The 22,270-nt window shown below is 73.8% G+C and carries 16 protein-coding genes; 9 read left to right on the top strand and 7 right to left on the bottom strand.

Annotated features, from left to right (window positions below; genetic code table 11):
• Positions 1 to 4 precede the first annotated feature (4 nt).
• From AB0F68_RS33195 to AB0F68_RS33175, 5 genes are all read left to right on the top strand, one after another.
• The gene (locus AB0F68_RS33195; RefSeq protein ID WP_357345484.1) at positions 5 to 1,642 is read left to right on the top strand and encodes a glycosyltransferase family 39 protein; all 1,638 of its coding nucleotides are present in this window, start codon (positions 5 to 7) and stop codon (positions 1,640 to 1,642) included.
• Positions 1,639 to 3,009 (top strand): alkaline phosphatase family protein, encoded by a 1,371-nt coding sequence (locus AB0F68_RS33190; RefSeq protein WP_357345482.1) that lies wholly within the window; start codon positions 1,639 to 1,641, stop codon positions 3,007 to 3,009. The genes AB0F68_RS33195 and AB0F68_RS33190 overlap by 4 nt, the downstream gene beginning before the upstream one ends.
• The gene (locus AB0F68_RS33185; protein WP_357345480.1) at positions 3,000 to 5,273 is read left to right on the top strand and encodes a hypothetical protein; all 2,274 of its coding nucleotides are present in this window, start codon (positions 3,000 to 3,002) and stop codon (positions 5,271 to 5,273) included. The genes AB0F68_RS33190 and AB0F68_RS33185 overlap by 10 nt, the downstream gene beginning before the upstream one ends.
• Positions 5,274 to 5,343: 70 nt before the next feature.
• Positions 5,344 to 8,184, top strand: coding sequence for a DNRLRE domain-containing protein (locus AB0F68_RS33180; RefSeq protein ID WP_357345478.1), 2,841 nt, complete (start codon positions 5,344 to 5,346; stop codon positions 8,182 to 8,184).
• A 92-nt stretch (positions 8,185 to 8,276) separates the two neighbouring features.
• Complete coding sequence (locus tag AB0F68_RS33175) at positions 8,277 to 8,858, top strand: dihydrofolate reductase family protein (RefSeq protein WP_357345476.1); 582 nt, start codon at positions 8,277 to 8,279, stop codon at positions 8,856 to 8,858.
• Here AB0F68_RS33175 and AB0F68_RS33170 read toward each other — a convergent pair.
• The gene (locus tag AB0F68_RS33170; RefSeq protein ID WP_357345511.1) at positions 8,843 to 10,102 is read right to left on the bottom strand and encodes a lycopene cyclase family protein; all 1,260 of its coding nucleotides are present in this window, start codon (positions 10,100 to 10,102) and stop codon (positions 8,843 to 8,845) included. The genes AB0F68_RS33175 and AB0F68_RS33170 overlap by 16 nt on opposite strands.
• A gap of 88 nt (positions 10,103 to 10,190) precedes the next feature.
• Between AB0F68_RS33170 and AB0F68_RS33165 the strand changes: the two genes are divergently transcribed.
• Entirely contained in the window at positions 10,191 to 11,258 is a 1,068-nt protein-coding gene (locus tag AB0F68_RS33165) for a Gfo/Idh/MocA family oxidoreductase (protein ID WP_357345474.1), read from the top strand.
• A 12-nt stretch (positions 11,259 to 11,270) separates the two neighbouring features.
• Here AB0F68_RS33165 and AB0F68_RS33160 read toward each other — a convergent pair whose 3' ends face one another.
• From AB0F68_RS33160 to AB0F68_RS33150, 3 genes are all read right to left on the bottom strand, one after another.
• Positions 11,271 to 12,539: an MFS transporter gene (locus tag AB0F68_RS33160; protein ID WP_357345472.1), complete on the bottom strand. Its 1,269-nt coding sequence runs from the start codon at positions 12,537 to 12,539 to the stop codon at positions 11,271 to 11,273.
• Between the two features lie 66 nt (positions 12,540 to 12,605).
• Positions 12,606 to 13,622 (bottom strand): aldo/keto reductase, encoded by a 1,017-nt coding sequence (locus AB0F68_RS33155; protein ID WP_357345470.1) that lies wholly within the window; start codon positions 13,620 to 13,622, stop codon positions 12,606 to 12,608.
• 210 nt (positions 13,623 to 13,832) lie between these two features.
• A complete protein-coding gene (locus AB0F68_RS33150) occupies positions 13,833 to 14,207 on the bottom strand; it encodes a VOC family protein (protein ID WP_357345468.1) in 375 nt (124 codons plus the stop codon).
• Positions 14,208 to 14,453: 246 nt separating this feature from the next.
• Here AB0F68_RS33150 and AB0F68_RS33145 point away from each other — a divergent pair, with 246 nt between their 5' ends.
• On the top strand, positions 14,454 to 14,975 hold the full coding sequence (locus tag AB0F68_RS33145) for a pyridoxamine 5'-phosphate oxidase family protein (RefSeq protein ID WP_357345466.1): 522 nt from the start codon (positions 14,454 to 14,456) through the stop codon (positions 14,973 to 14,975).
• An 80-nt stretch (positions 14,976 to 15,055) separates the two neighbouring features.
• On the top strand, positions 15,056 to 16,402 hold the full coding sequence (locus AB0F68_RS33140; RefSeq protein WP_357345464.1) for a nicotinate phosphoribosyltransferase: 1,347 nt from the start codon (positions 15,056 to 15,058) through the stop codon (positions 16,400 to 16,402).
• A gap of 39 nt (positions 16,403 to 16,441) precedes the next feature.
• On the opposite strand, the gene AB0F68_RS33135 is transcribed toward AB0F68_RS33140, so the two are convergent.
• From AB0F68_RS33135 to AB0F68_RS33125, 3 genes are all read right to left on the bottom strand, one after another.
• Positions 16,442 to 17,728, bottom strand: a complete 1,287-nt coding sequence (locus tag AB0F68_RS33135; protein ID WP_357345462.1) for a vanadium-dependent haloperoxidase — start codon at positions 17,726 to 17,728, stop codon at positions 16,442 to 16,444.
• 173 nt (positions 17,729 to 17,901) lie between these two features.
• Positions 17,902 to 19,503 (bottom strand): AMP-binding protein, encoded by a 1,602-nt coding sequence (locus tag AB0F68_RS33130; RefSeq protein WP_357345509.1) that lies wholly within the window; start codon positions 19,501 to 19,503, stop codon positions 17,902 to 17,904.
• Between the two features lie 2 nt (positions 19,504 to 19,505).
• Positions 19,506 to 21,197 carry an AMP-binding protein gene (locus tag AB0F68_RS33125; protein ID WP_357345460.1) on the bottom strand — a complete coding sequence of 564 codons (1,692 nt, stop codon included), beginning with the start codon at positions 21,195 to 21,197 and terminating at the stop codon, positions 19,506 to 19,508.
• Positions 21,198 to 21,325: 128 nt separating this feature from the next.
• Here AB0F68_RS33125 and AB0F68_RS33120 point away from each other — a divergent pair, with 128 nt between their 5' ends.
• The gene (locus AB0F68_RS33120) at positions 21,326 to 22,180 is read left to right on the top strand and encodes a helix-turn-helix transcriptional regulator (RefSeq protein WP_357345458.1); all 855 of its coding nucleotides are present in this window, start codon (positions 21,326 to 21,328) and stop codon (positions 22,178 to 22,180) included.
• The last annotated feature ends 90 nt before the right edge of the window (positions 22,181 to 22,270 follow it).

Below are 22,270 nucleotides of genomic sequence, written 5' to 3'. Positions count from 1 at the left end.
GGAGATGGAGCACGACCGTCGCGAGGCGACGGTCGTGCTCCACCCCGTCGTCCGGTCGGTGCCCGTGCCGGACTCCCGCCCCGACGGCGTCGGTCGGGGCCGCCGACGGCGCCGGTGGGCGGTGCCGGCCGCCCTCGTCGCCATCGCGGCGCTGGCGCTGCTGCTGCGGGTGTGGCGGCTGGACGCCCTCGGCTTCAACAGCGACGAGGCCGTCTACGCGGGGCAGGCCGCCTCGCTCGCCGGGAACCCGAACTACACGCCGTTCTTTCCGGTCTTCCGGGCCCACCCGATGCTCTTCCAGACCCTGCTGTCGCCGTTCTTCCGGTCCGGCGAGGTGGACGTGGCCGGGCGGGTGGTGGTGGCCGTGCTCGGCGTGTCGACCGTGCTCGCCGTCCACCTGCTCGGCGCCCGGCTCTACGGCCGGCGGGTCGGGCTGGTCGCGGCGCTGCTCGTCGCCGCCATGCCGTACCACGTGATCGTCACCCGCCAGGTCCTCCTCGACGGGCCGATGGTCCTGTTCGCGACGCTCACGCTGTACTGCCTGGTCCGGTTCGTGCAGAGCCAGCAGGCGGTGTGGTACGTCGCGGCCGGCGGCATGCTGGGCCTGACGATGCTGACGAAGGAGACGAGCATCGTCCTGGCCGGCGGCGTCTACGCGTTCCTGGCGCTGACCCCGACCGTGCGCCGGCCGGTGCGGCTGTCGCTGCTGGCCGTCGCCGCCATGGGGGTGGTTTTCGCGACCCACCCGGTCGCGCAGGCCCTGGCCGGTCGCACCCAGACCGGCAAGAGCTACCTGGTGTGGCAGCTCTTCCGTCGACCCAACCACTCGATGGGCTTCTACCTCGAGACGGTGCCGCCCGCGATGGGGCTGCTCGTGGTGGCGGCCGCCGCCGGCGGCCTGTGGTGGCTGCGCCGGCGCCGGTCCTGGCGGGAGACCCTGCTCCTGTCGTGGATCGCCGCGCCGGTGCTGTTCTTCCAGCTGTGGCCGGTGAAGGGCTTCCAGTACCTGCTGCCCGCCGTCGCGCCCGTCGCGGTGCTCGCCGCCCGGGCGCTGACCGGGATGCCGGTTCCGGAGCGGGTCCGCCGCCTGCTGCGGAGGGCCGGCGGCGCACCGGGGGCCGGACCGTCCCGGGTGGTGCGGGGGGTGCGGACGGGCACCATCGCGGTGGTCACCCTGAGCCTGCTCGTGCCCAGCTGGAGCGCGGTCAACCGGGCCGACAACGCCACCTTCCTGGCCGGCTCCGGTGGGGTGCCGGGCGGCCGGGAGGCCGGCCGGTGGCTGGCCGCGAACACGCCGGAGGGGTCGGTGGTGCTCACCCTCGGTCCGTCGATGGCCAACATCGTCCAGTACTACGGCCACCGCCGCTGCTACGGCCTCTCGGTCAGCCCGAACCCGCTGCGGCGCAACCCGTCCTACGAGCCGCTGCCCAACCCGGACTGGTGGCTGCGCCACAACGACCTGCACTACGTCGTCTGGGACTCGTTCTCCGCCGGACGCTCGACGTTCTTCGCCGAGCGGTTGACGGTCCTGATCCGCCGTTACCACGGCCGCGTCGTGCACACCGAGAACGTCGACGGGACCGACTCCACGGGCCGACGGGTGCCCGTTCCCGTGGTCATCATCTACGAGGTGCGTCCATGATCCACCCCTTTCGCCCGCGCCGGCACGCCGGTCGTCTGGTGGCCCGCGTACTGCTGGTCGCCGCCCTGCTGGTGCTCGCCAACCCGGCCGCCGCCCACGCCGCGTCCCGGACGGCGGCCCCACCGAACCCCACCACGCCGATCGACCACTTCGTCTTCCTGATGCAGGAGAACCACACCTTCGACAACTACTTCGGCACCCGGCCGGGGGTCGACGGCATCCCCCCGGGCACCTGCATGCCGGTGAATCGGGGCCGGGCCGAGCCCTGCGTCAAGCCGTTCCACCTGGGTGAGCTGGGCAGCCTCGACCTCGACCACACCGCCGAGGCGTTCCGGGTGCAGTATCACGGCGGCCGCATGGACGGCTTCGTCGAAGGGGTGAGCACGCAGGGCAAGGACGGCCGGCTCGCGATGGCCTACTACGACGACCGCGACCTGCCGTACTACTGGAACATCGCCGACGAGTACGTCCTCTTCGACCGCTTCTTCAGCTCGTCCAACTCCGGCAGCATCCGCAACCACATGTTCCGGGTGACCGGCGGCCCGGGCGCCAGCGGAGCGTCGGAGTCGATCCCGGCGCGGGGATGGGGCGACATCCCGACCATCTTCGACCGACTGGAGGCCGCCGGGATCAGCTGGAAGTTCTACGTGGAGAACTACGACCCCACCATCACCTTCCGCTCCCGCACCAGCGCCGAGGACGTCGACCGGGGAGCGCAGGTGATCTGGGTGCCGTTGCTCGGCTACGCCCGCTACGTCGACGACCCCCGGCTGTTCAGCAAGATCGTGAACCTGGACCAGTACTACGACGACGCCGCCAAGGGCCAGCTGCCCGCCGTCTCCTTCATCGCGCCGGCCGGTGACAGCGAGCACCCGCCGGGCAGCATCCGGGCCGGCCAGAACCTGGTCCGCACCCTGCTGACCCAGCTGATGCGCTCGCCCGACTGGGACTCGTCGGCCTTCCTCTGGTCGTACGACGACTGGGGCGGCTGGTACGACCACGTGCCGCCCCCGCAGGTCGACGCCTACGGCTACGGCTTCCGGGTACCCGCCCTGCTGGTCAGCCCGTACGCCCGGCGTGGCCACGTCGACTCCACCACGCTCGACTTCACCTCCGCGCTGAAGTTCATCGAGGTCAACTGGCGGCTCGCACCGCTGGCCGAGCGCGACCGCAGGGCGAACACCTTCCTCGACGCCTTCGACTTCGACCGACCACCCCGGCCGGCGGTCCTGCTCGGCACCGAACGCACACCGCCGGTCGTGACCAGGCCGGACCCGGTGCCGGTGTACGCCTCGTACGCCCTCACGGGCAGCCTGGTGGCGGCGCTGGTGGGTGCGGCGGCCCTGCGGCGGCGGCGATGGACGTGACCGGGCGGATCGCGCGGGCCGCGCTGCTGACCCTGGTCGCGGTCGCGCTGGGCCTGGCCGTGTCGCCGTGGGCCGCGAGCGCCCGGCCCGCCTCGACCGGACCGGGCGTGCTGCACCTGCGGGTCGTGCCCCCGCTGGCCGGGGTGGTGGTACGGGTGGACGGGCAGACTGCCCGGTCCGACGCCCGGGGCCGGCTCCGGATCCGCGTCCACAACTTCGTCGACCTGAAGCGGCGCCTCGTCGTTCCGGAGACCCGGATCGACCCGACGCGCAAGGTCGTCTTCGACCGGTTCCGCGGCGACGTGGACGCCGGGGCGCGCGGCAAGGAGGTGGAGCTCGGGGTGCGTACCGCCCGGCTGGTGTCGTGGAGCTTCATCGACCGGTTCGGCGACGCCGTGCCGGCGGGCCGGGTCACCGCCATGCGGCTGCGCAGCAACACCGGCGAGATCCACGACCTGACCGGCCCAGAGTTGACCCAGCCCCGCTGGGTGTCGGAGAGCCGGACCCAGCAGGGCCCGCAGGGGCTGGTGTCCAAGCAGCTGTACTACGTCGTCGACAGCGCGATGGTCGACGGCACCTCGGTGGTCAACCGCGCGGGACAGCGGTTCGTGCCGTGGGAGCAGCAGGCGTGGGTGGTGCAGTTGCTCTTCTTCCGGGTCGCGTTCACGGCAACCGACATGTTCTTCACCCGGCAGGTCGGTGAGGGCATCGAACTCACCCGCGCCGACGGCGCCGTCGAGCGGCTGCCGTTCGGCCGGGACGGCACGGCGGTGGTGCCCGACCTGCCGCGCGGCACGTACACGATCACCGTCTTCGGCGGTGGCGTGTCGTTCGGCCGCCCGGTCAGCATCAGCAAGGACCAGGAGGTGGCGCTCACCGTGATCAGCGGGGCCGACCTGGGCCTGGTGACGTTCGCGGTGCTCTTCGTCGCGGTGGGCCTGGTCCTGCTCGGACGGCCGCACCTGCTGGCTCGGCTCCGCCGGCCCGGCCGCGGCCCCGCGGCCGCGAACCGGGAAGGACGCCCGGGACCCCGGCACCGCAGGCGGTTGCGGTGGTCGCGGGCGGACCGGGCGTCGGTACCGGCCGGGAAGGACCGGCCGCCGGCACCGCTACGGGCCGGGATCATGCTGGTGCTGCTGCTCGCCGCGCTGGCCGGCCCGCTGCTCCCGGCCGGCGGCGCACGTGCCGACACCGGTCACCGGCAGGACACCCCCCACCCGTCGGCGACACCCGTCCCGGTCCTCGCCTACTACTACATCTGGTTCAACCCGACGTCGTGGAACCGGGCGAAGATCGACTACCCGCTGCTCGGGCGCTACTCCAGCGACGACGTCGAGATCATGCGGCGGCACGTGCGGATGGCGAAGTCGGCCGGCATCAACGGGTTCCTGGTGTCGTGGAAGCACACCCCGCAACTCGACGAACGCCTGGCCAAGCTGATCGAGGTCGCCCGGGAGGAGCACTTCCACCTGGGCATCGTCTACCAGGGATTGGACTTCGCCCGCACTCCGCTGGCCTTCGACACCGTGCGCACCGACCTGTCGTACTTCGCGACCCGTTACGCCACGGACCCGGTCTTCGACATCTTCGGCCGGCCGGTGGTGGTGTGGACCGGCAGCGACCGCTTCACGGCCGCGCAGATCCAGGCCACCGTCGGCGGCGTCCGCGGGAAACTGCTCGTCCTGGGCAACGCCAAGAAGCTCGAGGACGTCGAGTCGAGCCAGGGCGTGCTCGACGGCCAGGCCTACTACTGGTCCTCCGTGGACCCGGTCGCCGGCGTCAGCCAGCGCAAGCTGGCGGAGATGGCCCGGGCGGTGCACCGGCGCGGCGGGTTGTGGATCGCCCCGGTGACCCCGGGCTTCGACGCGCGCCTGGTCGGCGGCAAGCGGGCGGTGCCACGCCGCGCGGGTGACACCCTGCGCGCCTCCTTCGCCGCGGCGCGCCTCTCCGACCCGGACGCGATCGGGGTGATCAGCTGGAACGAATTCAGCGAGAACACCCACATCGAACCGAGCGAACGGTTCGGCGCGTCCGACATCAACGTGCTCGCCGACCTGCTCGGCGTACGCGTCGACGTGGCCGTGCCGGCGGACAGCAGCGAGCCGGCCGACGGCGACCACTGGGGGCTGAGCGCCTGGGGGGCGTTGCTCGTCACCGGCGCGGCGGTGGTGGCGTTACCGCTCGGGGTGCTCGTGCGGCGACGTCGGCTCCCGGCCGGGGTCCCCGGTGGCCGGCCGGGCCTGGACGACGACGACGACCACTGATGGTGAACCGCTCCTGGGGAGGCCGCGGCCCTGCCTCGACGACTGGCAACACGAGCTGGAGGTCAACCCCATGAAGCCACCCGGAGCGACCCGGTCACGGGTCACGTCCGCACTGGTCGCCCTGCTCGTCGTCGGGGCGCCGACCCTGGCCGCGAGCGGCCGGGCGAGCAGCGCCTCCGCCACCTGCCGCACGTCGACCCCGGCCGGCGGGCCCTACACGGTGCTGGTCTGCCTCACCCAGCCCGCCGGGGGCGGCACGGTGGTGGGCGACGCCGGTGTGGCGGCGACCGTCAACGTCACGGTCGGCAGCAGCCCCGGCCTGGCGAAGACCGAGTGGTCACTCGACGGGCGTTACCTCATCACGGACTTCCAGTCACCGCACCAGTTCACCCTCTCCTCGGCCGACTTCGCCGACGGGGAACACGTGCTCGGTGTCACGGCGAAGATGCGCGACGGGTACGTCACCGGGGAGACGGCGATCACCGTCATCTTCGCCAACGGCAACGTCACCGCCCCGCCGAACACCCGGCAGTGGTCGGTCCCGGCCATCCAGGCCCGTGGGCCGCAGGAGCCCTTCGTCGTGGGAGCCGTCGGCGACGGCGCCGGCGGTGAGACCAACGCGGTGAACGTCACCAACGCGCTCGTCGGGTGGAACCCGGACCTGTTCCTGTACCTGGGCGACGTGTACGACGAGGGCACGCTCACGGAGTTCAAGAACTGGTACGGCGGCCCGACGGAGTTCTACGGCCGGCTGCGCGACGTCACCACCCCGATCGTCGGCAACCACGAGTACGACGGCAACACGGCCGACGGCTACTTCCACTTCTGGGACAACATCCCGCACTACTACAGCTACGACGCCAACGGCTGGCACTTCATCGCCATCGACTCGACCAGCAACTACAACAAGGTCGCGCCGGGCACCCCGCAGTACGAGTGGTTCGCGGCGGACCTCGCCGCCAACCGCAGCCCGTGCACGGTGGTGTTCTGGCACCACCCCCTGTTCAGCGTCGGCTCCGAGGACCCCGCGCCGCGGATGCAGCCCATGTGGGACCTGATGGCCGCCCACCACGTCACCCTGCTGCTCGCCGGGCACGACCACAACTATCAGCGCTGGACACCCATGGGGGCGGGGGGAATACCCGCCACCGACGGCATCGTGGAACTCGTGGTGGGCGGCGGAGGCCACTCGAGTCAGGGCTTCGCCAGCTCGGATCCCCGGGTGGTGAAGACCAACAAGAGCTACGGCGCGATGCGGATGGAACTCCTCGGTAACCGCGCCGAACTGCGGTACCACGCGGCCGGCGCCACCGGCACGACCCTGGTCGACTCGTCGACCGTCTCGTGCAAGGGCACCGACGGGCTCGCCCCGACCGCACCCACCGGCCTGTCCGCCACGGTCGGCCCGGCCCCGTCGGTGCGGCTCGCCTGGACCGGGGCCGTCGACAACTACGGCGTGACCGGCTACCGCGTCTACCGCGACGGGACCGCCGTGGCCGACCTCCCGGCCACCGCCGGCGCCTGGACGGACACCGCCGTCGCCGGGGCGACCCGGTACCGGTACACCGTCGACGCCGTCGACGCGGCCGGAAACCGGTCCGACCGCAGCGTCGAGCTGGCCGTGACCACCCCCGGGCCGGACACCACGCCCCCCACGGCGCCCGGCGGACTGGCCGCCGCGACCTCCCCGGACGCGGTGACGCTCACCTGGTCGGCCGCCACCGACAACGTCGGCGTCACCGGGTACGAGGTGCGCCGCGACGGCGTGCCGGTCGCCACCGTGGCGGCCACGAGCTACGCCGACAGCGCCGTGCCGGCGAACGAGCCGCACCGGTGGACGGTGCGGGCGGTGGACGCGGCCGCGAACGCCAGCCCCGAGGCCGGCCCGGTCGGCGCGGTGCGGGACACTCTGGCACCGGCGGCGCCGGCGAATCTGCGGGTCACCGGGGTGACGCCCGGGGCGGTCGGCCTCGCCTGGGACGCGTCGACCGACAACGTGGGGGTGGCGCGGTACCAGGTGTTCCGGGACGGCAGCCTGCTGGCGGAAGCCTCGTCTGGCCCGAGCTTCGTCGACGACACGGTGGGCGCCGCCCGCACGTCGTACACGTATCTGGTCACGGCGGTCGACGCCGCGGGCAACGTCTCCGCGCCGGGCGACCCGGTGACCGTCACCACCGCCGACGCCGACCCTCCCGGCACGCCCGCCAACCTGGTGGCGTCGGCGTCCGGCCCCAACCAGGTCGTGCTGTCCTGGGACCCGGCGACGGACGACTCCGGCGTGGCGGGGTACCGGGTGTACCGGGACGGGACTGCCCTCGCGACCACGACCGGGACCGCCTTCACCGACACCACCGCGCTGTCGGAGACCTCCTACTCGTACGCGGTCTCCGCCTTCGACGCGTCGGGCAACTCCTCGAACCCGAGCACGCCGGCCCTGGTCACCACGCCGGTGGCCGCCCCGGTCGTGGCGGTGGCGGACACCTACGCCAAGGCCTCCAGTCCGACCAGCAACTACGGGAGCACCCCGGTGGTGCGGGTCGACGGGGATCCCGCCACCAACGCGTACCTGAAGTTCACCGTGTCCGGGCTGAGTGGCGCGGTGCTCCGCGCGCGCCTGCGGATCTGGGTCGCGGCCGGCTCGTCGAGCGGGTTCGCGGTCCGGCCCGTCGCCGACTCCACCTGGTCGGAGGCGTCCCTGAACTGGAACAACGCGCCCACCGTGGGCGGCACCCCGGTCGCCGCCAGCGGCCGGACGACCAGCGGCACCTGGATCATCGTCGACGTCACGCCGCTGGTCAGCGGGAACGGCACGGTCACCGTCGGGCTGACCTCGAGCGGCGCCTCGTCGAGCAGCTACGGCAGCCGCGAGTCCGCCACTCCCCCGCAACTGCTCCTGGACGCGACGTCCTGACCGACCGTGGCTGACGTCGAAATCCGCGTCCGCTGTTCGTATCGGAGGTGGAGGGTCGGCAGCGGGCCGGCCCCGAACCCGCGAGGAGCGGCATGCGCAGGATCGTCGTCACCGACAACGTCAGCCTGGACGGGGTGATGCAGGCGCCCGGGCGTCCCGACGAGGACACCCGGGACGGCTTCACCCGCGGCGGCTGGGCACTGCCCTATCAGGACCCGGTGCTGGGCCGGAAGATGGGCGAGGGGATGGCGTCGACCGGCGCGCTGCTGCTCGGCCGGCGCACCTACCTGGACTTCGCCGGCTACTGGCCGCGGCAGACCGGCAACCCGTTCACCCCGGTGCTCGACGCGCTGCCCAAGTACGTCGCCTCGACCACCCTCACCGAACCGCTGCCGTGGGTGAACTCGCACCTGCTGAAGGAGGACGTGATCGAGGCGGTACGGGAGCTCAAGGCACAACCCGGCCCGGACATCGCCGTGCTGGGCAGCGGGGAGCTGGTCCGGTCGCTGCGCCGGCACGGGCTGGTCGACGCGTACGTGCTGCTGGTCCACCCGCTGGTGCTGGGCAACGGGCGGCGGCTCTTCGCCGACGGCGACGCGCCCGGCGAGCTGCGGCTGGTGGACAGCGTCACCACGACGACCGGGGTGGTCGTCGCCACCTACGAGCCGGCCTGATCCGCGGTCCGCGGTCCGTCCTCCCGCACGGGGGCGGAGGCCGGACCGCGGCCCAGCCGGGCGCGCAGCCGGTCGACGGCGTCGCCGAGCACCGCGCCGGTCATCGGCAACAGCGGGCTGGACCGCATCACCGCCAGGTCCTCGGCCGGCGAGGTGGCGCCGTCGAGGAAACGCAGCACCCGCTCCGGCGGGTTCCGGTCGAAGAGCCGCTCGAAGAACGCCACCCCGTCGACGTGCCCCCGGTCCAGGGCGCGCAGCGCCACCGCGTCCATCCACCGGTGCCGCCCGGGGTAGGCGGGCGCCGGCACCGGCGGCCGCCCGGCCGCCAGGGCCCGGGCCACCTGCTCGGCCTGGCGGAGCATCGCGGAGAAGGTGAACCCGGTGGACGGGCGGGTGGCGCCGCCGGCGGTGCCGAGCCGGACCACCCGGGGCGAGGGGTGGGTGACGAACGGCGCGTCGGTCATCGGGATCACCCCGTTCTCCACCTCGCGCACCCGCAGCCCGGTCAGGTCGAGGCCGAGCAGCCCGGCGTAGCCGCGCAGTGCCGCGTCGTAGCCCGCGTCGGTGAGCACGTCGGGCGCGAACTCGGTGTACTCGACCAGGGCGTACCGGTCGTCGACCGGCAGCACGTAGCCGAACGAGACGCCCCGGGCGGGCTGCGGGGTGCGGAAGTCCATGAGCACCGCCCGCTCCGGGTCGAAGACGGGCCGGTCGGCGGCCAGCCACCAGCCGCGGAAGTGCTGCACCCAACTGGTCCGCCCGGGCCGGGCCGGTGGCCGGGGACGGGAGTCGAGCACCCAGCCGGCCCGCACCAGCGGCCGCCCCTCGGGGTCGTGCACGGTCACCCGGTGCCCGTCGTCGGCCAGCGCGCCGGCCGGCGCGCCGATCCGCACCGCGCTCAGCCGCCGCTCGGCCGCGGCAGCCCGGTCGTAGACCGGGCCGGAGCGGAGCATGGCGTACCGCAGCGGGGTGAGCGGCAGGACGCGGCGGCCGGCGCGCGTGACCACGTCGACCCGCGACCAGCTCGCGCTCAGCAGCGGGTCGAGGTCGCCGCCGGGGGCGCCCCAGAACGCCCAGGTGCGGTCCTGGCCCCGCCGGCGCACCGGGTCGACCACGGCGACCCGCAGGCCGGTCAGGTCGTGCCGGCCCAGGGCGGCCAGCACCAGGGAGGCGGCGCCGCCGCCGCCGACCAGCGCGACGTCGGCCTCGACCGGGGTTGGGTGCACCCGCTCACGCTGCCACACACCCGGGTGCGCCGCCGTCCGGGACCCGCCGTCCCGCGCCGGGCGCGGCGCGTAGATTCGCAGGAGATCATCGAGGACGGGGGACGGCATGGCGCAGGCGCCGCTGCGGGTGGGGTTGCTGGGGTACGGGATCGCCGGACGGGTGTTCCACGCCCCGCTGGTCGCCGCCACGCCCGGCCTACGGCTGGACGCGGTGGTCACCCGGGACCCGGAGCGCCGGGCACAGGTCCACGCCGAGCACCCGGACGCCCGGGTGCTCGACGACGCCGACCAGCTCTGGCGGGCCGCCGACACCCTCGACCTGGTGGTGGTCGCCACGCCGAACCGGCAGCACGTGCCGATGGCCCGGGCCGCGGTGGCGGCCGGGCTGCCGGTGGTCGTCGACAAGCCGCTCGCGCCGACCGCCGCGGAGGGCCGGGCGCTGGTCGCCGAGGCGGCGGCCGCCGGGGTGCCGCTGACCGCGTTCCAGAACCGCCGCTGGGACGGTGACTTCCTGACCGTCCGCCGGCTCATCGAGGCGGGCGAGCTGGGCCGGGTGACCCGCTTCGAGTCCCGGTTCGAGCGGTGGCGGCCGGCGATCAAGCCGGGCTGGCGGGAGAGCGCCGCACCCGGCGAGGCCGGCGGCGCGCTGTTCGACCTCGGCGCCCACCTGGTCGACCAGGCGGTGCAGCTCTTCGGCCCGGTGCAGCACGTCTACGCCGAGGTGGACCGGCGCCGGCCGGGCGCCGAGGTCGACGACGACGCGTTCGTCGCGCTCACCCACGCCGGCGGGGTCCGCTCCCACCTGTGGATGAGCGCGGTCACCGCCCAGCTCGGCCCGCGGTTCCGGGTGCTCGGCGACCGGGCCGCCTACACCACCTACGGGCTGGACCCGCAGGAGGCGGCGCTGCGCGAGGGCGGCCGGCCGGGCACCCCGGGCTGGGGCGAGGTTGAACCCGACCGGTACGGCCGGCTCGGCGCCGACGGCGAACTGCGGGCGGTGCCCACCGAGGCGGGCCGCTACCAGGACTTCTACGCGCAGCTGGCGGCGGCGCTGCGGGACGGCGCGCCGCTGCCGGTGGACCCGGCGGACTCGGTCGGGGTGGTCGAGCTGATCGAGCTGGCGCACCGGTCGGCCGCGCAGGGCGTCACCCTGCCGGTGCCGCCACGGCCCTGAGCCCGGCCCTGCTCAGGCGACGGTCGCCGGGGACTCCCGGCCGTCCGGGGCCGGGTCGGCGTACGCGGCGGCCACGGTGGCCCGGTCGAACACCCGCCAGGTCGCGGCGATCACCGCCACGGCCACCACGAAGCCCACCCAGTAGGGCGCGGTGATCCCGTACCGGTCGGCGACCAGCCCGCCGAGCAGCGCGCCGACGCAGTTGCCGCCCGCGGCGATGAACAGCGTGGTGCTGCCCACCCGGCCCATCAGCGCGGGCGGGGTGAGCCGCTGGCGCAGCGAGTTGGCGACCATGTTCCACAGCGCGCCGTGCACGCCGAAGGCGAACAGCGCCAGCCCGACCACCACGGCGCTGCGCGAGGCGGCCAGGGCCAGGTGCAGGCCGGCCTCGATGAGCAGGCCCACCCGCACGGTCCAGGTGGCGGTGATGGTGGCGACCAGCCGGTCGCCGACCGCCGAGCCGAGCAGCCCGCCCACGGCCATGCAGGTGAACAGCGCGCCGTAGCCGACCGAGCCGAGGCCCAGCCGGTCGGTGGCGAGCAGCACCAGCACCGCGAGGGCGGCGGTCAGGGTGACGTTGAGCAGCCCGATGAGCAGGGCCATGGTGCGCAGCAGCCGCTGGGACAGCAGCCAGCGGAACCCCTCGGCTACCTCCGCGCGCGCCGAGCGGCGCTCACCCGTCCCGGGCGCGCCCCGGTACGACCCGGCGAGCAGGCCGACGAGGACGGCGCTGAGCGCGTACGTGCCGGCGTTGACGGCGAACGGGATGGCCGCGGCCGCCACGAAGAGGAAGCCGCCGAGCGGACCGGCGACCATGTTCTGCATGATCTGGGTGCCGCCACCGAGCCAGCCGTTGGCCCGCTCCAGCCGGGACCGGGGCACCACCGCGGGCACGATCGCCTGGGCGGCGCTGCGGAACACCACCTCGCCGGTGTTGACCACGAACAGCACCGCGTAGAGCAGCGCCACCCCGGCCCGGTCGGTGAGCATCGCGGCGGCCAGCACCGCCAGCACGGCCACCCGCAGCCAGTCGATGACCACCATGAGCCGGCGCCGGTCCACCCGGTCCACCAGCACCCCGCCGGGCAGCGCGAAGAGCAGCCACGGCAGCCAGGCCACCGCGGCGCCGGCCGAAACGGTCAGCGGGTCGTCGGTCTGCGAGGCCACGTAGAGCGGGGCGGCCACGGTGGCCATCCCGCTGCCCAGCGCCGACATGGTGCTGGCCGTCCAGAGCCGGGCGAAACGCCCGTCGAGCCGATCCCCCGTGGTCCCCGTCGTCACGGCGAGCGAACCTACCAGGAGTCGGGTGCTACCCGAACCGGGTTTCCCGCCGCACGCCGGCCCCGGTCAGCGCCGGCCGTCGACCCGGTTGCCGGCGTCGCCGAAGACCCAGCCGCTGGTCTGCCCGATGAAGTCGGCGGGGAAGCCCAGCTCGATCTCGGTGGTGGCGCTGAGTCGCCGGACCGCCTCGTCGGGAAGGTCGACGGCGAGTGCCCCGAGATTGTCGGTGAGCTGCCCGACGGAGCGCGCGCCGACGATCGGGTGCACGGCGCGCGAGCGGGCACGCACCCAGGCCAGCGCGACCTGCGACGGGGTGGCGCCGAGCTCGTCGGCGACCTCCTGCACGGCGCGGGCCGCCGCGTGATCGCGGTCGGTGAGGGTGGCGGTCGCCAGGCGAGCGCTGTCGGCCGCCTCACGCCGGGTGTACTTGCCGGAGAGGATGCCGCCGGCAAGCGGGCTCCACGCCGCCACGGTCATCCCGGTCACCTCCGCCATCGGCAGCAGCTCCCGCTCGGCGTCCCGGTTGAGCAGGCTGTACGGCACCTGGAGCCCGGCGAACGGCGTCCACCCGCGCCACTCGGCCAGCACGTTGGCCCGCGCCACCACCCAGGCGGGGGTGTCGGAGATGCCGACGTAGAGGATCTTGCCGGCGCGGACCGCGTCGTCGAGGGCCCGCATGGTCTCCTCGACCGGGGTGTGCCGGTCCCACAGGTGCACCCAGTACAGATCGATGTAGTGGGTACGCAGCCGGCGCAGGCTGGTCTCCAGGGACAGCACCAGGTTCTTGCGGTGGTTGCCGGCGGCGTTGGGGTCACCGCCGTCGCGGGAGACGGTGTACTTGGTGGCCAGCACGAACTGGTCGCGGCGGCCGGACAGCAGCTCGCCGAGGAACTCCTCGCTGGCGCCCGCCCGGTAGTTGATCGCCGTGTCCACCACGTTGCCGCCCGCGTCGGCGTACAGGTCGAGCATCCGGCGGCACTCGTCCAGCGGCGCGCCCACGCCACCCTGCTCGCCGAAGGTCATCGCCCCGAGGAACAGCTCGGACACGCGCAGGCCGGTGTTGCCCAGGAGTCGATACCGCATGGGCCCAGACCCTAGCGTCCACAGTGCCCGCCCGGAGCCCCCCTCAGCTGCCTCGACCACCACCGGGACACCGTCGCCGACCGGCTCGCCGGGCTGACAGACGCGCGTCGAGCCGGTCCCCCGTGGTCCCCGCGACGGCGAGCGAACCTACCAGCCGTCGCCGGCCGGGCCGACGGGGTTTCCGGTCGACCCGGCCGGCGAGCATCCCGGCTACAGGTACGGGCGGGTGATCAACTCGATCGCGTGACCCGCGGGGTCCTTGAAGTAGACGCCCCGACCGCCGTGGTCGTTGTTGATCTCGCCGGGGCGGCGCATCTGCGGATCGGCCCAGTGCGTGATGCCGCGGTCACACAGCCGCCGATACGCCCGGTCGAACAGATCGTCGTCGACGAGGAACGCGTAGTGCTGCATCTGGATCTCCACCGGCGGCTCGGCGAACTGGAGCAGCACGCCACCGTCGAGCTGGACGTTGGTGAACACGCCCCAGGACGGCGCTTCGGGGAGTTCCAGCAGCTCCCGGAAGAACCGGGCGGACTCGTCGCGGTCCTTGGCGGCGATGATGGTGTGGTTGAACGTGACTGTCATTCGGCTGACCTCGCTGTTGTTCGACACTTGACGGGACATGTCGCGCGCGAACGCGCGTGGAGGCCCGCGTGCCGAACGGAAGGGCTGCCCGCTCCGCAGCCGCCCGGCGATCAGCCGACCACCGGGTCGCCGATCCGTGCGTGGCTGGGCGCCGGTCCGGTGTTCACGGTCGATCACGCTACGCGGTGTGATCAACTGCGGCAACGGCGTAGCGCCGTCCCGCGGTCGAGCATGGGAAGATCACCCATGCCCACCACGAATCCCTGGCTCGCCGGTCCCGCCCCCACCGCCCGCCTCGACCGCGACCGCCTGCAGGAGCGCATCCTCAACCTGCTCTCCACCCAGAACATGTGCGTGCTGGCCACCGCCGGCCCGGACGGCCCGCTCGCCACCCCGGTGCGCTACTTCCACCTGGACTTCACGCTGATGTTCACCGCGGTCGCCGACTCACCGAAGATGCGCAACCTCGCCGCCGATTCACGCGTCTCGGTCGGGATCTTCGCGCCCCTGGTCGGCCAGGCCAGCAGCCGCGGCGCGCAGGTCTTCGGCCGGGCCCGGGTGCTGCACCCCGGCGACCCGGACTTCGACCACCACTGGCCGGCGTACCGGTGGCAGTCCGACCACGTGGAGCGGTCCCGGTCGCTGGACGAGCCGCCGGCCGGGCCGCTGGTCGTGGTGCCGGCCGAGCGGATCGTCTACACCGAACACTGGCTGCGCCGCGAGGGCTACGCGCCCCGCCAGTTCTGGCGGGCCGCCGGCCCCCGCTGAGCCACCGGAGGCGGATCTCCCGTTTCCCGTACGCCTCGCAACCGGATGGATCACAGTGGTGGCGTGGTGGAGGAGGTGGCATGACGGGACTGCGTACCGACCTGTACGAGCTGCGGATGGCGGCCAGCTACCTGCGCCGGGACATGACGGAGCACGCCACGTTCAGCCTCTTCGTCCGCCGGCTGCCGCACCGGCGTGGCTTCCTGGTCGCCGCCGGGCTGGCCGAGGCGCTGGCGTTCCTGGAGAGCTTCGCCTTCGACGACGCCGAGCTGGGCTACCTGCGCGACGTCGTCGGGTTCGACCAGCCCGCCCTGACGGCGCTGGCCGGGCTGCGGTTCACCGGGGACGTGTGGGCCGTGCCAGAGGGTCGCGTGGTCTTCGCCGACGAGCCGCTGCTGGAGGTCACCGCGCCGATCGCGGAGGCGCAGCTGGTGGAGACGGGTGTGCTGAACCTGATCACCTTCCACACCACGGTGGCCACCAAGGCGGCCCGCTGCCGGCTCGCCGCCGGCGGCGCGCAGCTGATCGACTTCGCGTTCCGCCGTACCCACGGCATCGACGCCGGCGCAGGGGTGGCACGGGCGTCGGCCATCGCCGGCTTCGCCGCGACCAGCGACGTCGAGGCCGCCATGCGGTACGGCATCGCCCCGTCCGGGACGATGGCCCACTCGTACGTGGAGGCGTTCCCCGACGAGCGGGCGGCGTTCCGTGCGTTCGCGACCGACTTCCCCACGAACCCGATCTTCCTGGTCGACACCTACGACACGCCGGCGGGAGTCCGGGCCGCCGTCGACGTCGTCACCGAACTCGGGTTGACCGGCCCGGTCGGCGTACGGCTCGACTCCGGCGACCTCGGGGCGCTGGCCCGGCAGGCCCGGGCGATCCTGGACGACGCCGGGCTGCGGCAGGCCAGGATCTTCGCCAGCGGCAGCCTCGACGAGAACGTCATCGCGGGGCTCGTGGCGCAGGGCGCACCGATCGACGGGTACGGCGTGGGGACCAAGATGGGCGTCTCGTACGACGCGCCGTCCCTGGACAGCGCCTACAAACTGGTCGCCTACGGCGACCGGCCGGTGCTGAAGCTCTCCCCGGGCAAAGCCACGCTGCCCGCCGCCAAGCAGGTCTTCCGTGATCCGACCGGCGCGGCGGGCGATGTGGTGGGGTTGCGCGACGAGCCACCACCGGGTGGCCGGGAGCGCCTGCTGGCGCCGGTCATGCGCGGTGGCCGCCGGCTCGACCCGGCCGACCCCGCCGACGCGGTTCGCGACGCCCGTGGCCGCTTCGACGCCGATCTCGCCTGGCTGCCCGAGCCGGCCCGCCGGCTGGCCGACCCGACGCCGCCGACCGCGACGGTCAGTCCTGCGCTGGCGGCGCTGCAGGAGCGGGTGGCCGCGCGGCTCGGGCGCAGCCCGACGGGTCGCCCATGAGCCCGGTCGGCGCGGGGCCGACCGTCCGAGCGACACGCCTCAGGAACGCGGCCGGAACTGGTGCCGGACCACGTAGGCGGTGGTCGCCCGGCCGATCCGCGCCCCCTGCACGTCGGCGGTGCGGGTGTGGATGCCGCCCCACACCCGGGCGTCGATCACCTCGGTGAGCGCCTGGGAGAAACCGCTGAAGTAGCGCCGGGTGCCGGAGTCGGCGCTGTAGGCGTTGAACGGGATGTCGTCCCGGCCGAAGAAGTACGCCAGCGCCGACATGGTGGCGCCGGTGTTGCAGGTGTGCCCGGACGTGTAGTCGGGGTGGGGCGGCGTGACCAGCAGGGGCGTCCAGTCGGGATCGGCGGCGGTGGCGGGGTTGCCGTCGGTGTCGCCGAGCCGGATCGCGGTGATCGGCCGCCACCGGTTCCAGGCTTCCTTCTCGTTGAAGCAGGCGATGACCGCGTCCGCCTCGGCGAGGTCCGCCATGGCGAACATCCGGGCGGCCTGCAGGGCGGTGAGCCGCTGGGTCGTCACGAGCTGGCGTTTGATCTCCCACTCGCCGAGCCGGCGGTCGTGCCACCAGATCGCCGCCTCGGTCTGGTCGGCGGTGCGGACCGTGCTGCCGGCCGAGCCCACCGCCTTGATCTCGTCGTAGTCCCGGGCGTACTGCGCGCTGGTGAGCGCCGGCGGACCGGACGTGCGGAAGATCGACGCGCTGGGCAGCACGAACGGCGTCATGTGGCCGACCCAGCCGCCGTCGTTCGCGTAGGCCGGCGGGGTGGGCCGCCACCGGCCGGGCTCGGTCCCCACCGGGAAGGTCTGCGGGCCGAACGCGCCGTCGTCGCGGCGGGCGGCGATCATCGCGGCGGCGGCCCGCATGCCGACCTCGATCCCGCGTCGCTCGGCGCGGCCGTCGGGGATCGCGGCGAGCGACTCGGCGTACCGGGCGGTGAGGGCGTCGTGCTGGTCCGGGAAGATCGCGTCGAGCACCCGGTACGCGGCCGCGGCCACGGCGGCGTCAACGGATTCGGACCCGTCGGCGGGCGGCGCGGTCAGGTACGGCTGGTAGGGCGTGCCGGCGATGGCGTTGACCGCGTCGTAGATCGCGCCGTGCACCATCGCGGCGCCCCGGGACTGGACCTGCGGCGCCTGGCGCGCGACGTCCCAGATCGCCGCCTCGGCGTGCAGGTCCCAGGTGAGGACGGACTCGGCGGACGCGGCGCCGGCGGAGGCCTGGGCCGCCGACGGCGCGACCGCGAGTGGCAGGCCGGTGGCCAGGACGGCGACGACGGCCGCGCAGGCGGCGCGGCGCACGGTGCGAATTCTGCTTGCCATGATGTCTCCCCCGCTGCTTCCGACCCGTCGATTCACCCCGCGTCACGAGACCACAGCATTGAGCAAGCTGACTATATGAGCCGGGATTCCCATCGGTCGATAGGCTGATCGGTGGTACCGCCCGGCGCGGCGGCCCACCCTCGCCGGCCGACGGCCGCACCGGGGAGTGACGGTCAGGCGGGGCCCGCGTGGCGCAGCTCGACCTTGCGCACCTTGCCGCTGACCGTCATGGGGAAGGCGTCCATCACTCGCACGTACCGCGGGACCTTGTAGTGCGCCAGCCGGTCCCGGCAGAACTCGGCCACCTCCTCGACGGTGAGTGTGTCGTGCCCGTCGCGCAGGATCACGCAGGCCAGGATCTCCTCCCCGTAGCGCTCGTCGGGGACGCCGACCACCTGCACATCGGAGATCTTCGGATGCCGGTAGAGGAACTCCTCGATCTCGCGCGGATAGACGTTCTCGCCGCCCCGGATGATCATGTCCTTGATCCGCCCGACGATGGTCAGGTAGCCGTCCTCGCGCATCACCGCCAGGTCGCCGGTGTGCATCCACCGCGCCGGGTCGATCGCCTCGGCGGTCTTCTCCGGCTCGTCCCAGTAGCCGAGCATCACCGAGTAGCCCCGGGTGCACAGCTCCCCCGGCTCGCCCCGGGGCACGGTCACCCCGGTCGCCGGGTCGACCACCTTGACCTCGACGTGCGGCAGCACCCGCCCCACCGTGGCGGTCCGCCGGTCGAGGTCGTCGTCGTGCCGGGTCTGGGTGGACACCGGCGAGGTCTCCGTCATGCCGTAGCAGATCGCCACCTCGGCCATGTGCATCCCGTCGATGACCCGCTTCATCACCTCGACCGGGCACGGCGAGCCGGCCATGATGCCGGTGCGCAGGCTGGACAGGTCGTGGGCGGCGAAGTCGGGCAGGGCCAGCTCGGCGATGAACATGGTCGGCACCCCGTACAGCGAGGTGGCCCGCTCGGCGGCGACCGCGCGCAGCGTCGCGGCCGGGTCGAAGGTCGGCGCCGGGATGATCACGCAGGCGCCGTGGCTGGTGGCCGCCAGGTTGCCCATCACCATGCCGAAGCAGTGGTAGAAGGGCACCGGCAGGCAGATCCGGTCCCGCTCGGTGTAGCGGACCAGCTCGCCCACGAAGTAGCCGTTGTTGAGGATGTTGTGGTGCGACAGCGTCGCGCCCTTCGGGAAGCCCGTGGTGCCCGAGGTGTACTGGATGTTGATCGGGTCGTCGCAGCTCAGTTCCGCCGCCCGGGCGGCCAGCCGCTCGTCCGGCACCGCCGCCCCGCCGGCCACCAGGTCGTCCCAGCTCGACTCGCCGAGCCAGACCACCGTGCCCAGCGCCGGGCAGGCGTCCCGGACCTGGGCGACCATGCCCCGGTAGTCGCTGCTCCGGTAGCCCGGCGAGGAGACCAGCAGGCTCACCCCGGACTGTTTCAGCACGTACTCCAGTTCGTGCCGCCGGTAGGCCGGGTTGATGTTCACCATGATCGCGCCGATCGTGGCGGTGGCGTACTGCACGAGGACCCACTCCGCGCAGTTCGGCGCCCAGATGCCGACCCGGTCACCCTTGGCCACCCCCGCCGCCAGCAGGCCGCGGGCCAGCTCACCCACCGCGCGGCCGAATTCGGCGTACGTCCAGCGCCGGCCGCTCGGGCAGTCGACCAGGGCCTCCCGCTCCGGGTACGCCTCGACCGCGCGGGCCAGGTTCGCGCCGATGGTGTCGCCGAGCAGCGGGGCGTCGGAGGTCCCGCTGGCGTAGGAGGGCAGGCTCACCGGAAGTCCTCCTCGCGGTACTCGCCGGCCGGCCGCGCGTCGGCGGCGGCGTGCTTGTCCCGCTCGGCGGCGCGCAGCTCGGTCCGGCGGATCTTGCCGGAGATGGTCTTCGGCAGCTCGGCGAACTCCAACCGCCGCACCCGCAGGTACGGGGCCAGCCGGGCCCGCGAGTGGGCGAAGAGCGCCGCCGCGGTCTCCGGGCCGGGCGCCCACCCGGGCGCGAGCACCACGTACGCCTTCGGCACGGCCAGCCGCACCGGGTCCGGTGACGGCACCACCGCCGCCTCGGCCACCGCCTCGTGCTCCAGCAGCACGCTCTCCAGCTCGAACGGCGACACCCGGTAGTCCGACGCCTTGAACACGTCGTCGGTGCGCCCCACGTAGGTGAGGTAGCCATCGCCGTCCCGGGAGGCGATGTCCCCGGTGTGGTACCAGCCGTCGCGCATGGCGGTGGCGGTCAGCTCGTCGTCGCCGTGGTAGCCGACCATCAGCGCGGTGGGCCGGTGCGCCAGGTCCAGGCAGACCTCCCCGTCGTCGCCCACCTCCCCGCTCACCGGGTCGACGAGGCGCACCACGTAGCCGGGCAGCGGACGCCCCATCGAGCCGGGCTTCACCGGCGCGCCGGGCGGGTTGCCGATCTGCGCGGTGGTCTCGGTCTGCCCGTACCCGTCCCGGACGGTGACCCCCCAGGCCGCCTCTACCTGCTCGATCACCTCGGGGTTCAGCGGCTCCCCCGCGCCGACCACGCTGCGCGGCGGGCGGGCGAGCTGGGTCAGGTCGGCCTGGATCAGCATCCGCCACACCGTCGGCGGCGCGCAGAAGCTGGTCACCCCGCACCGGTCCATGGCGGCCATCAAGCCGGCCGGGTCGAAGCGCGAGTAGTTGTAGACGAACACCGTGGCGCCGGCGTTCCACGGCGCGAACACGTTGCTCCAGGCGTGCTTCGCCCAGCCCGGCGAGGAGATGTTCAGGTGCACGTCCCCCGGGCGCAGCCCGATCCAGTACATGGTGGACAGGTGCCCCACCGGATACGAGGCGTGGGTGTGCTCGACCAGCTTCGGCCGGGCCGTCGTGCCGGAGGTGAAGTAGAGCAGCAGCGGGTCGTCGGCGCGGGTCGGCCCGTCCGGGCTGAACACGTCGTCCGCGCCGTACGCGTCGGCGTAGTCGTGCCAGCCGTCGACCGGGGCGCCGACCGCGATCCGGGTGTAGTCGCCGGCCACCTCGGCGAACTTGCCGGCGTGCTCCGCCCCGACCACCACGTGCCGGGCCCCGCCGCGCGCCAGGCGGTCGGCCAGGTCCGCCGGGCCGAGCAGCGGCGTCGCCGGGATGATCACCGCGCGCAGCTTGATCGCGGCGAGGATGGTCTCCCACAGTTCGAGCTGGTTGCCGAGCATGAGGATCAGCCGGTCGCCGGCCCGCACACCGCGGGCGCGCAGCCAGTTCGCCACCCGGTTCGAGCGGCCGGACAGCTCCGCGTACGACAAGCTGCCCTCGCCGCCGTCCGCCTCGACGATCCGCAGCGCGGTGTCGTCGTTGCCCTCGGCGAGCACGTCGAACCAGTCCAGCGCCCAATTGAACTCGTCGAGCCGGGGCCAGCGGAACTTCTCGTACGCGATCTCGTGGTCCGTCCGGTGCGCGAGCAGGAAGTCGCGCGCCTCGCGGAAGGCCTGGGTGCCGGCGGTGGCCATGGGGTGTCCTTCCTGTTCCGGGCGCGCGGCCGGCAGGGGACGTCGCCGCGCGCAGTAGGCTGATCCTCGATCGAGTGACGCAGGTCTCACCACCCCCGGACGGGGGTGGCCGGCGGGGAGGTGGCCAGGTGGTGACGCTCTACCCGCGCGACGACGCCGACGAGGTCCGGGGCGGCCTGCTGACCCTGCTCCGCGGCACCGGCCTGCCGGTCGCCTTCGGCGGGCTGGTCCAGCCCGGCGGCCGGCCCCGGATGACCATCACCGAGCTGGCGGGCACCAGCACGACTGCGCTGCGCGGCCTCGCCATCCACGCCGGCGCCGGCCTCGGTGGCAAGGCGCTCGCCCTCGGGCTGCCGCTGCGGGTCGACGACTACCCGGTGGCCCGCTCGATCAGCCACGAGTACGACGCCCCGGTCTCCGCCGAGGGGCTGCGCTCGGTGGTCGCCGTGCCGGTGGTGGTGCGTCGCGAGGTCCGTGCGGTCCTCTACGGCGCCGTACGCCAGCGCCTGCCCCTCGGCGACCGCCTGGTGGCCGCCGCCGTGGACGCCGGCCGGGACCTGGAACGCCGCCTCGCGGACCGGGACGCCGCACGGGCGGCGCTGGCCGCCCTGCCGGCCGTGCCGCCCGGCTCGGACCCGGCCGGGCCCGAGTGGGAGCAGGTCCGCCAGGCGCACGCCGAACTGCGCGCCCTGCTGGGCCGGATCGCCGACCCGGAGCTGCGCGACCGCCTCGACGCCGTCGCCGATCGGCTCGCCGGCGCGGTACGCCGCCCGGGGCCGCCGGCGGCGGTGACCCTGTCGCCCCGGGAGACCGACGTGCTGGCCTGCGTCGCGCTGGGCTGCACCAACGCGGACGTGGCCGGGCAGCTCGGGCTGCGGCCGGAGACGGTGAAGAGCTACCTGCGCTCGGCCATGCGCAAGCTCGGCGCGCACACCCGCCTCGAGGTCGTGGTCGCCGCCCGCCGCGCCGGCCTCCTCCCCTAGACGATCTATTCCAAGGGGTCAGTGGTCGTACGCGGTGAGCGAGCGCATGACGGGTTGGCTGGTGGTCCAGTTGTGCCAGATCGTGGCGGT

The organism is Micromonospora sp. NPDC023966 (genome assembly GCF_040639095.1).
Classification (GTDB): Bacteria; Actinomycetota; Actinomycetes; order Mycobacteriales; family Micromonosporaceae; genus Micromonospora.
Note: the sequence above shows the minus strand (reverse complement) of the source record. Positions and strands in the feature narration are given on the sequence as shown.

Excerpts from the sequence above, each read along its gene's own strand:
- AB0F68_RS33185 (WP_357345480.1), top strand. The coding sequence starts at position 3,000 with ATGGACGTGACCGGGCGGATCGCGCGGGCCGCGCTGCTGACCCTGGTC.
- AB0F68_RS33165 (WP_357345474.1), top strand. The coding sequence starts at position 10,191 with ATGGCGCAGGCGCCGCTGCGGGTGGGGTTGCTGGGGTACGGGATCGCC.
- AB0F68_RS33195 (WP_357345484.1), top strand. The coding sequence starts at position 5 with ATGGAGCACGACCGTCGCGAGGCGACGGTCGTGCTCCACCCCGTCGTC.
- AB0F68_RS33140 (WP_357345464.1), top strand. The coding sequence starts at position 15,056 with ATGACGGGACTGCGTACCGACCTGTACGAGCTGCGGATGGCGGCCAGC.
- AB0F68_RS33150 (WP_357345468.1), bottom strand. The coding sequence starts at position 14,207 with ATGACAGTCACGTTCAACCACACCATCATCGCCGCCAAGGACCGCGAC.
- AB0F68_RS33155 (WP_357345470.1), bottom strand. The coding sequence starts at position 13,622 with ATGCGGTATCGACTCCTGGGCAACACCGGCCTGCGCGTGTCCGAGCTG.
- AB0F68_RS33190 (WP_357345482.1), top strand. The coding sequence starts at position 1,639 with ATGATCCACCCCTTTCGCCCGCGCCGGCACGCCGGTCGTCTGGTGGCC.
- AB0F68_RS33125 (WP_357345460.1), bottom strand. The coding sequence starts at position 21,197 with ATGGCCACCGCCGGCACCCAGGCCTTCCGCGAGGCGCGCGACTTCCTG.
- AB0F68_RS33175 (WP_357345476.1), top strand. The coding sequence starts at position 8,277 with ATGCGCAGGATCGTCGTCACCGACAACGTCAGCCTGGACGGGGTGATG.
- AB0F68_RS33145 (WP_357345466.1), top strand. The coding sequence starts at position 14,454 with ATGCCCACCACGAATCCCTGGCTCGCCGGTCCCGCCCCCACCGCCCGC.
- AB0F68_RS33180 (WP_357345478.1), top strand. The coding sequence starts at position 5,344 with ATGAAGCCACCCGGAGCGACCCGGTCACGGGTCACGTCCGCACTGGTC.
- AB0F68_RS33135 (WP_357345462.1), bottom strand. The coding sequence starts at position 17,728 with ATGGCAAGCAGAATTCGCACCGTGCGCCGCGCCGCCTGCGCGGCCGTC.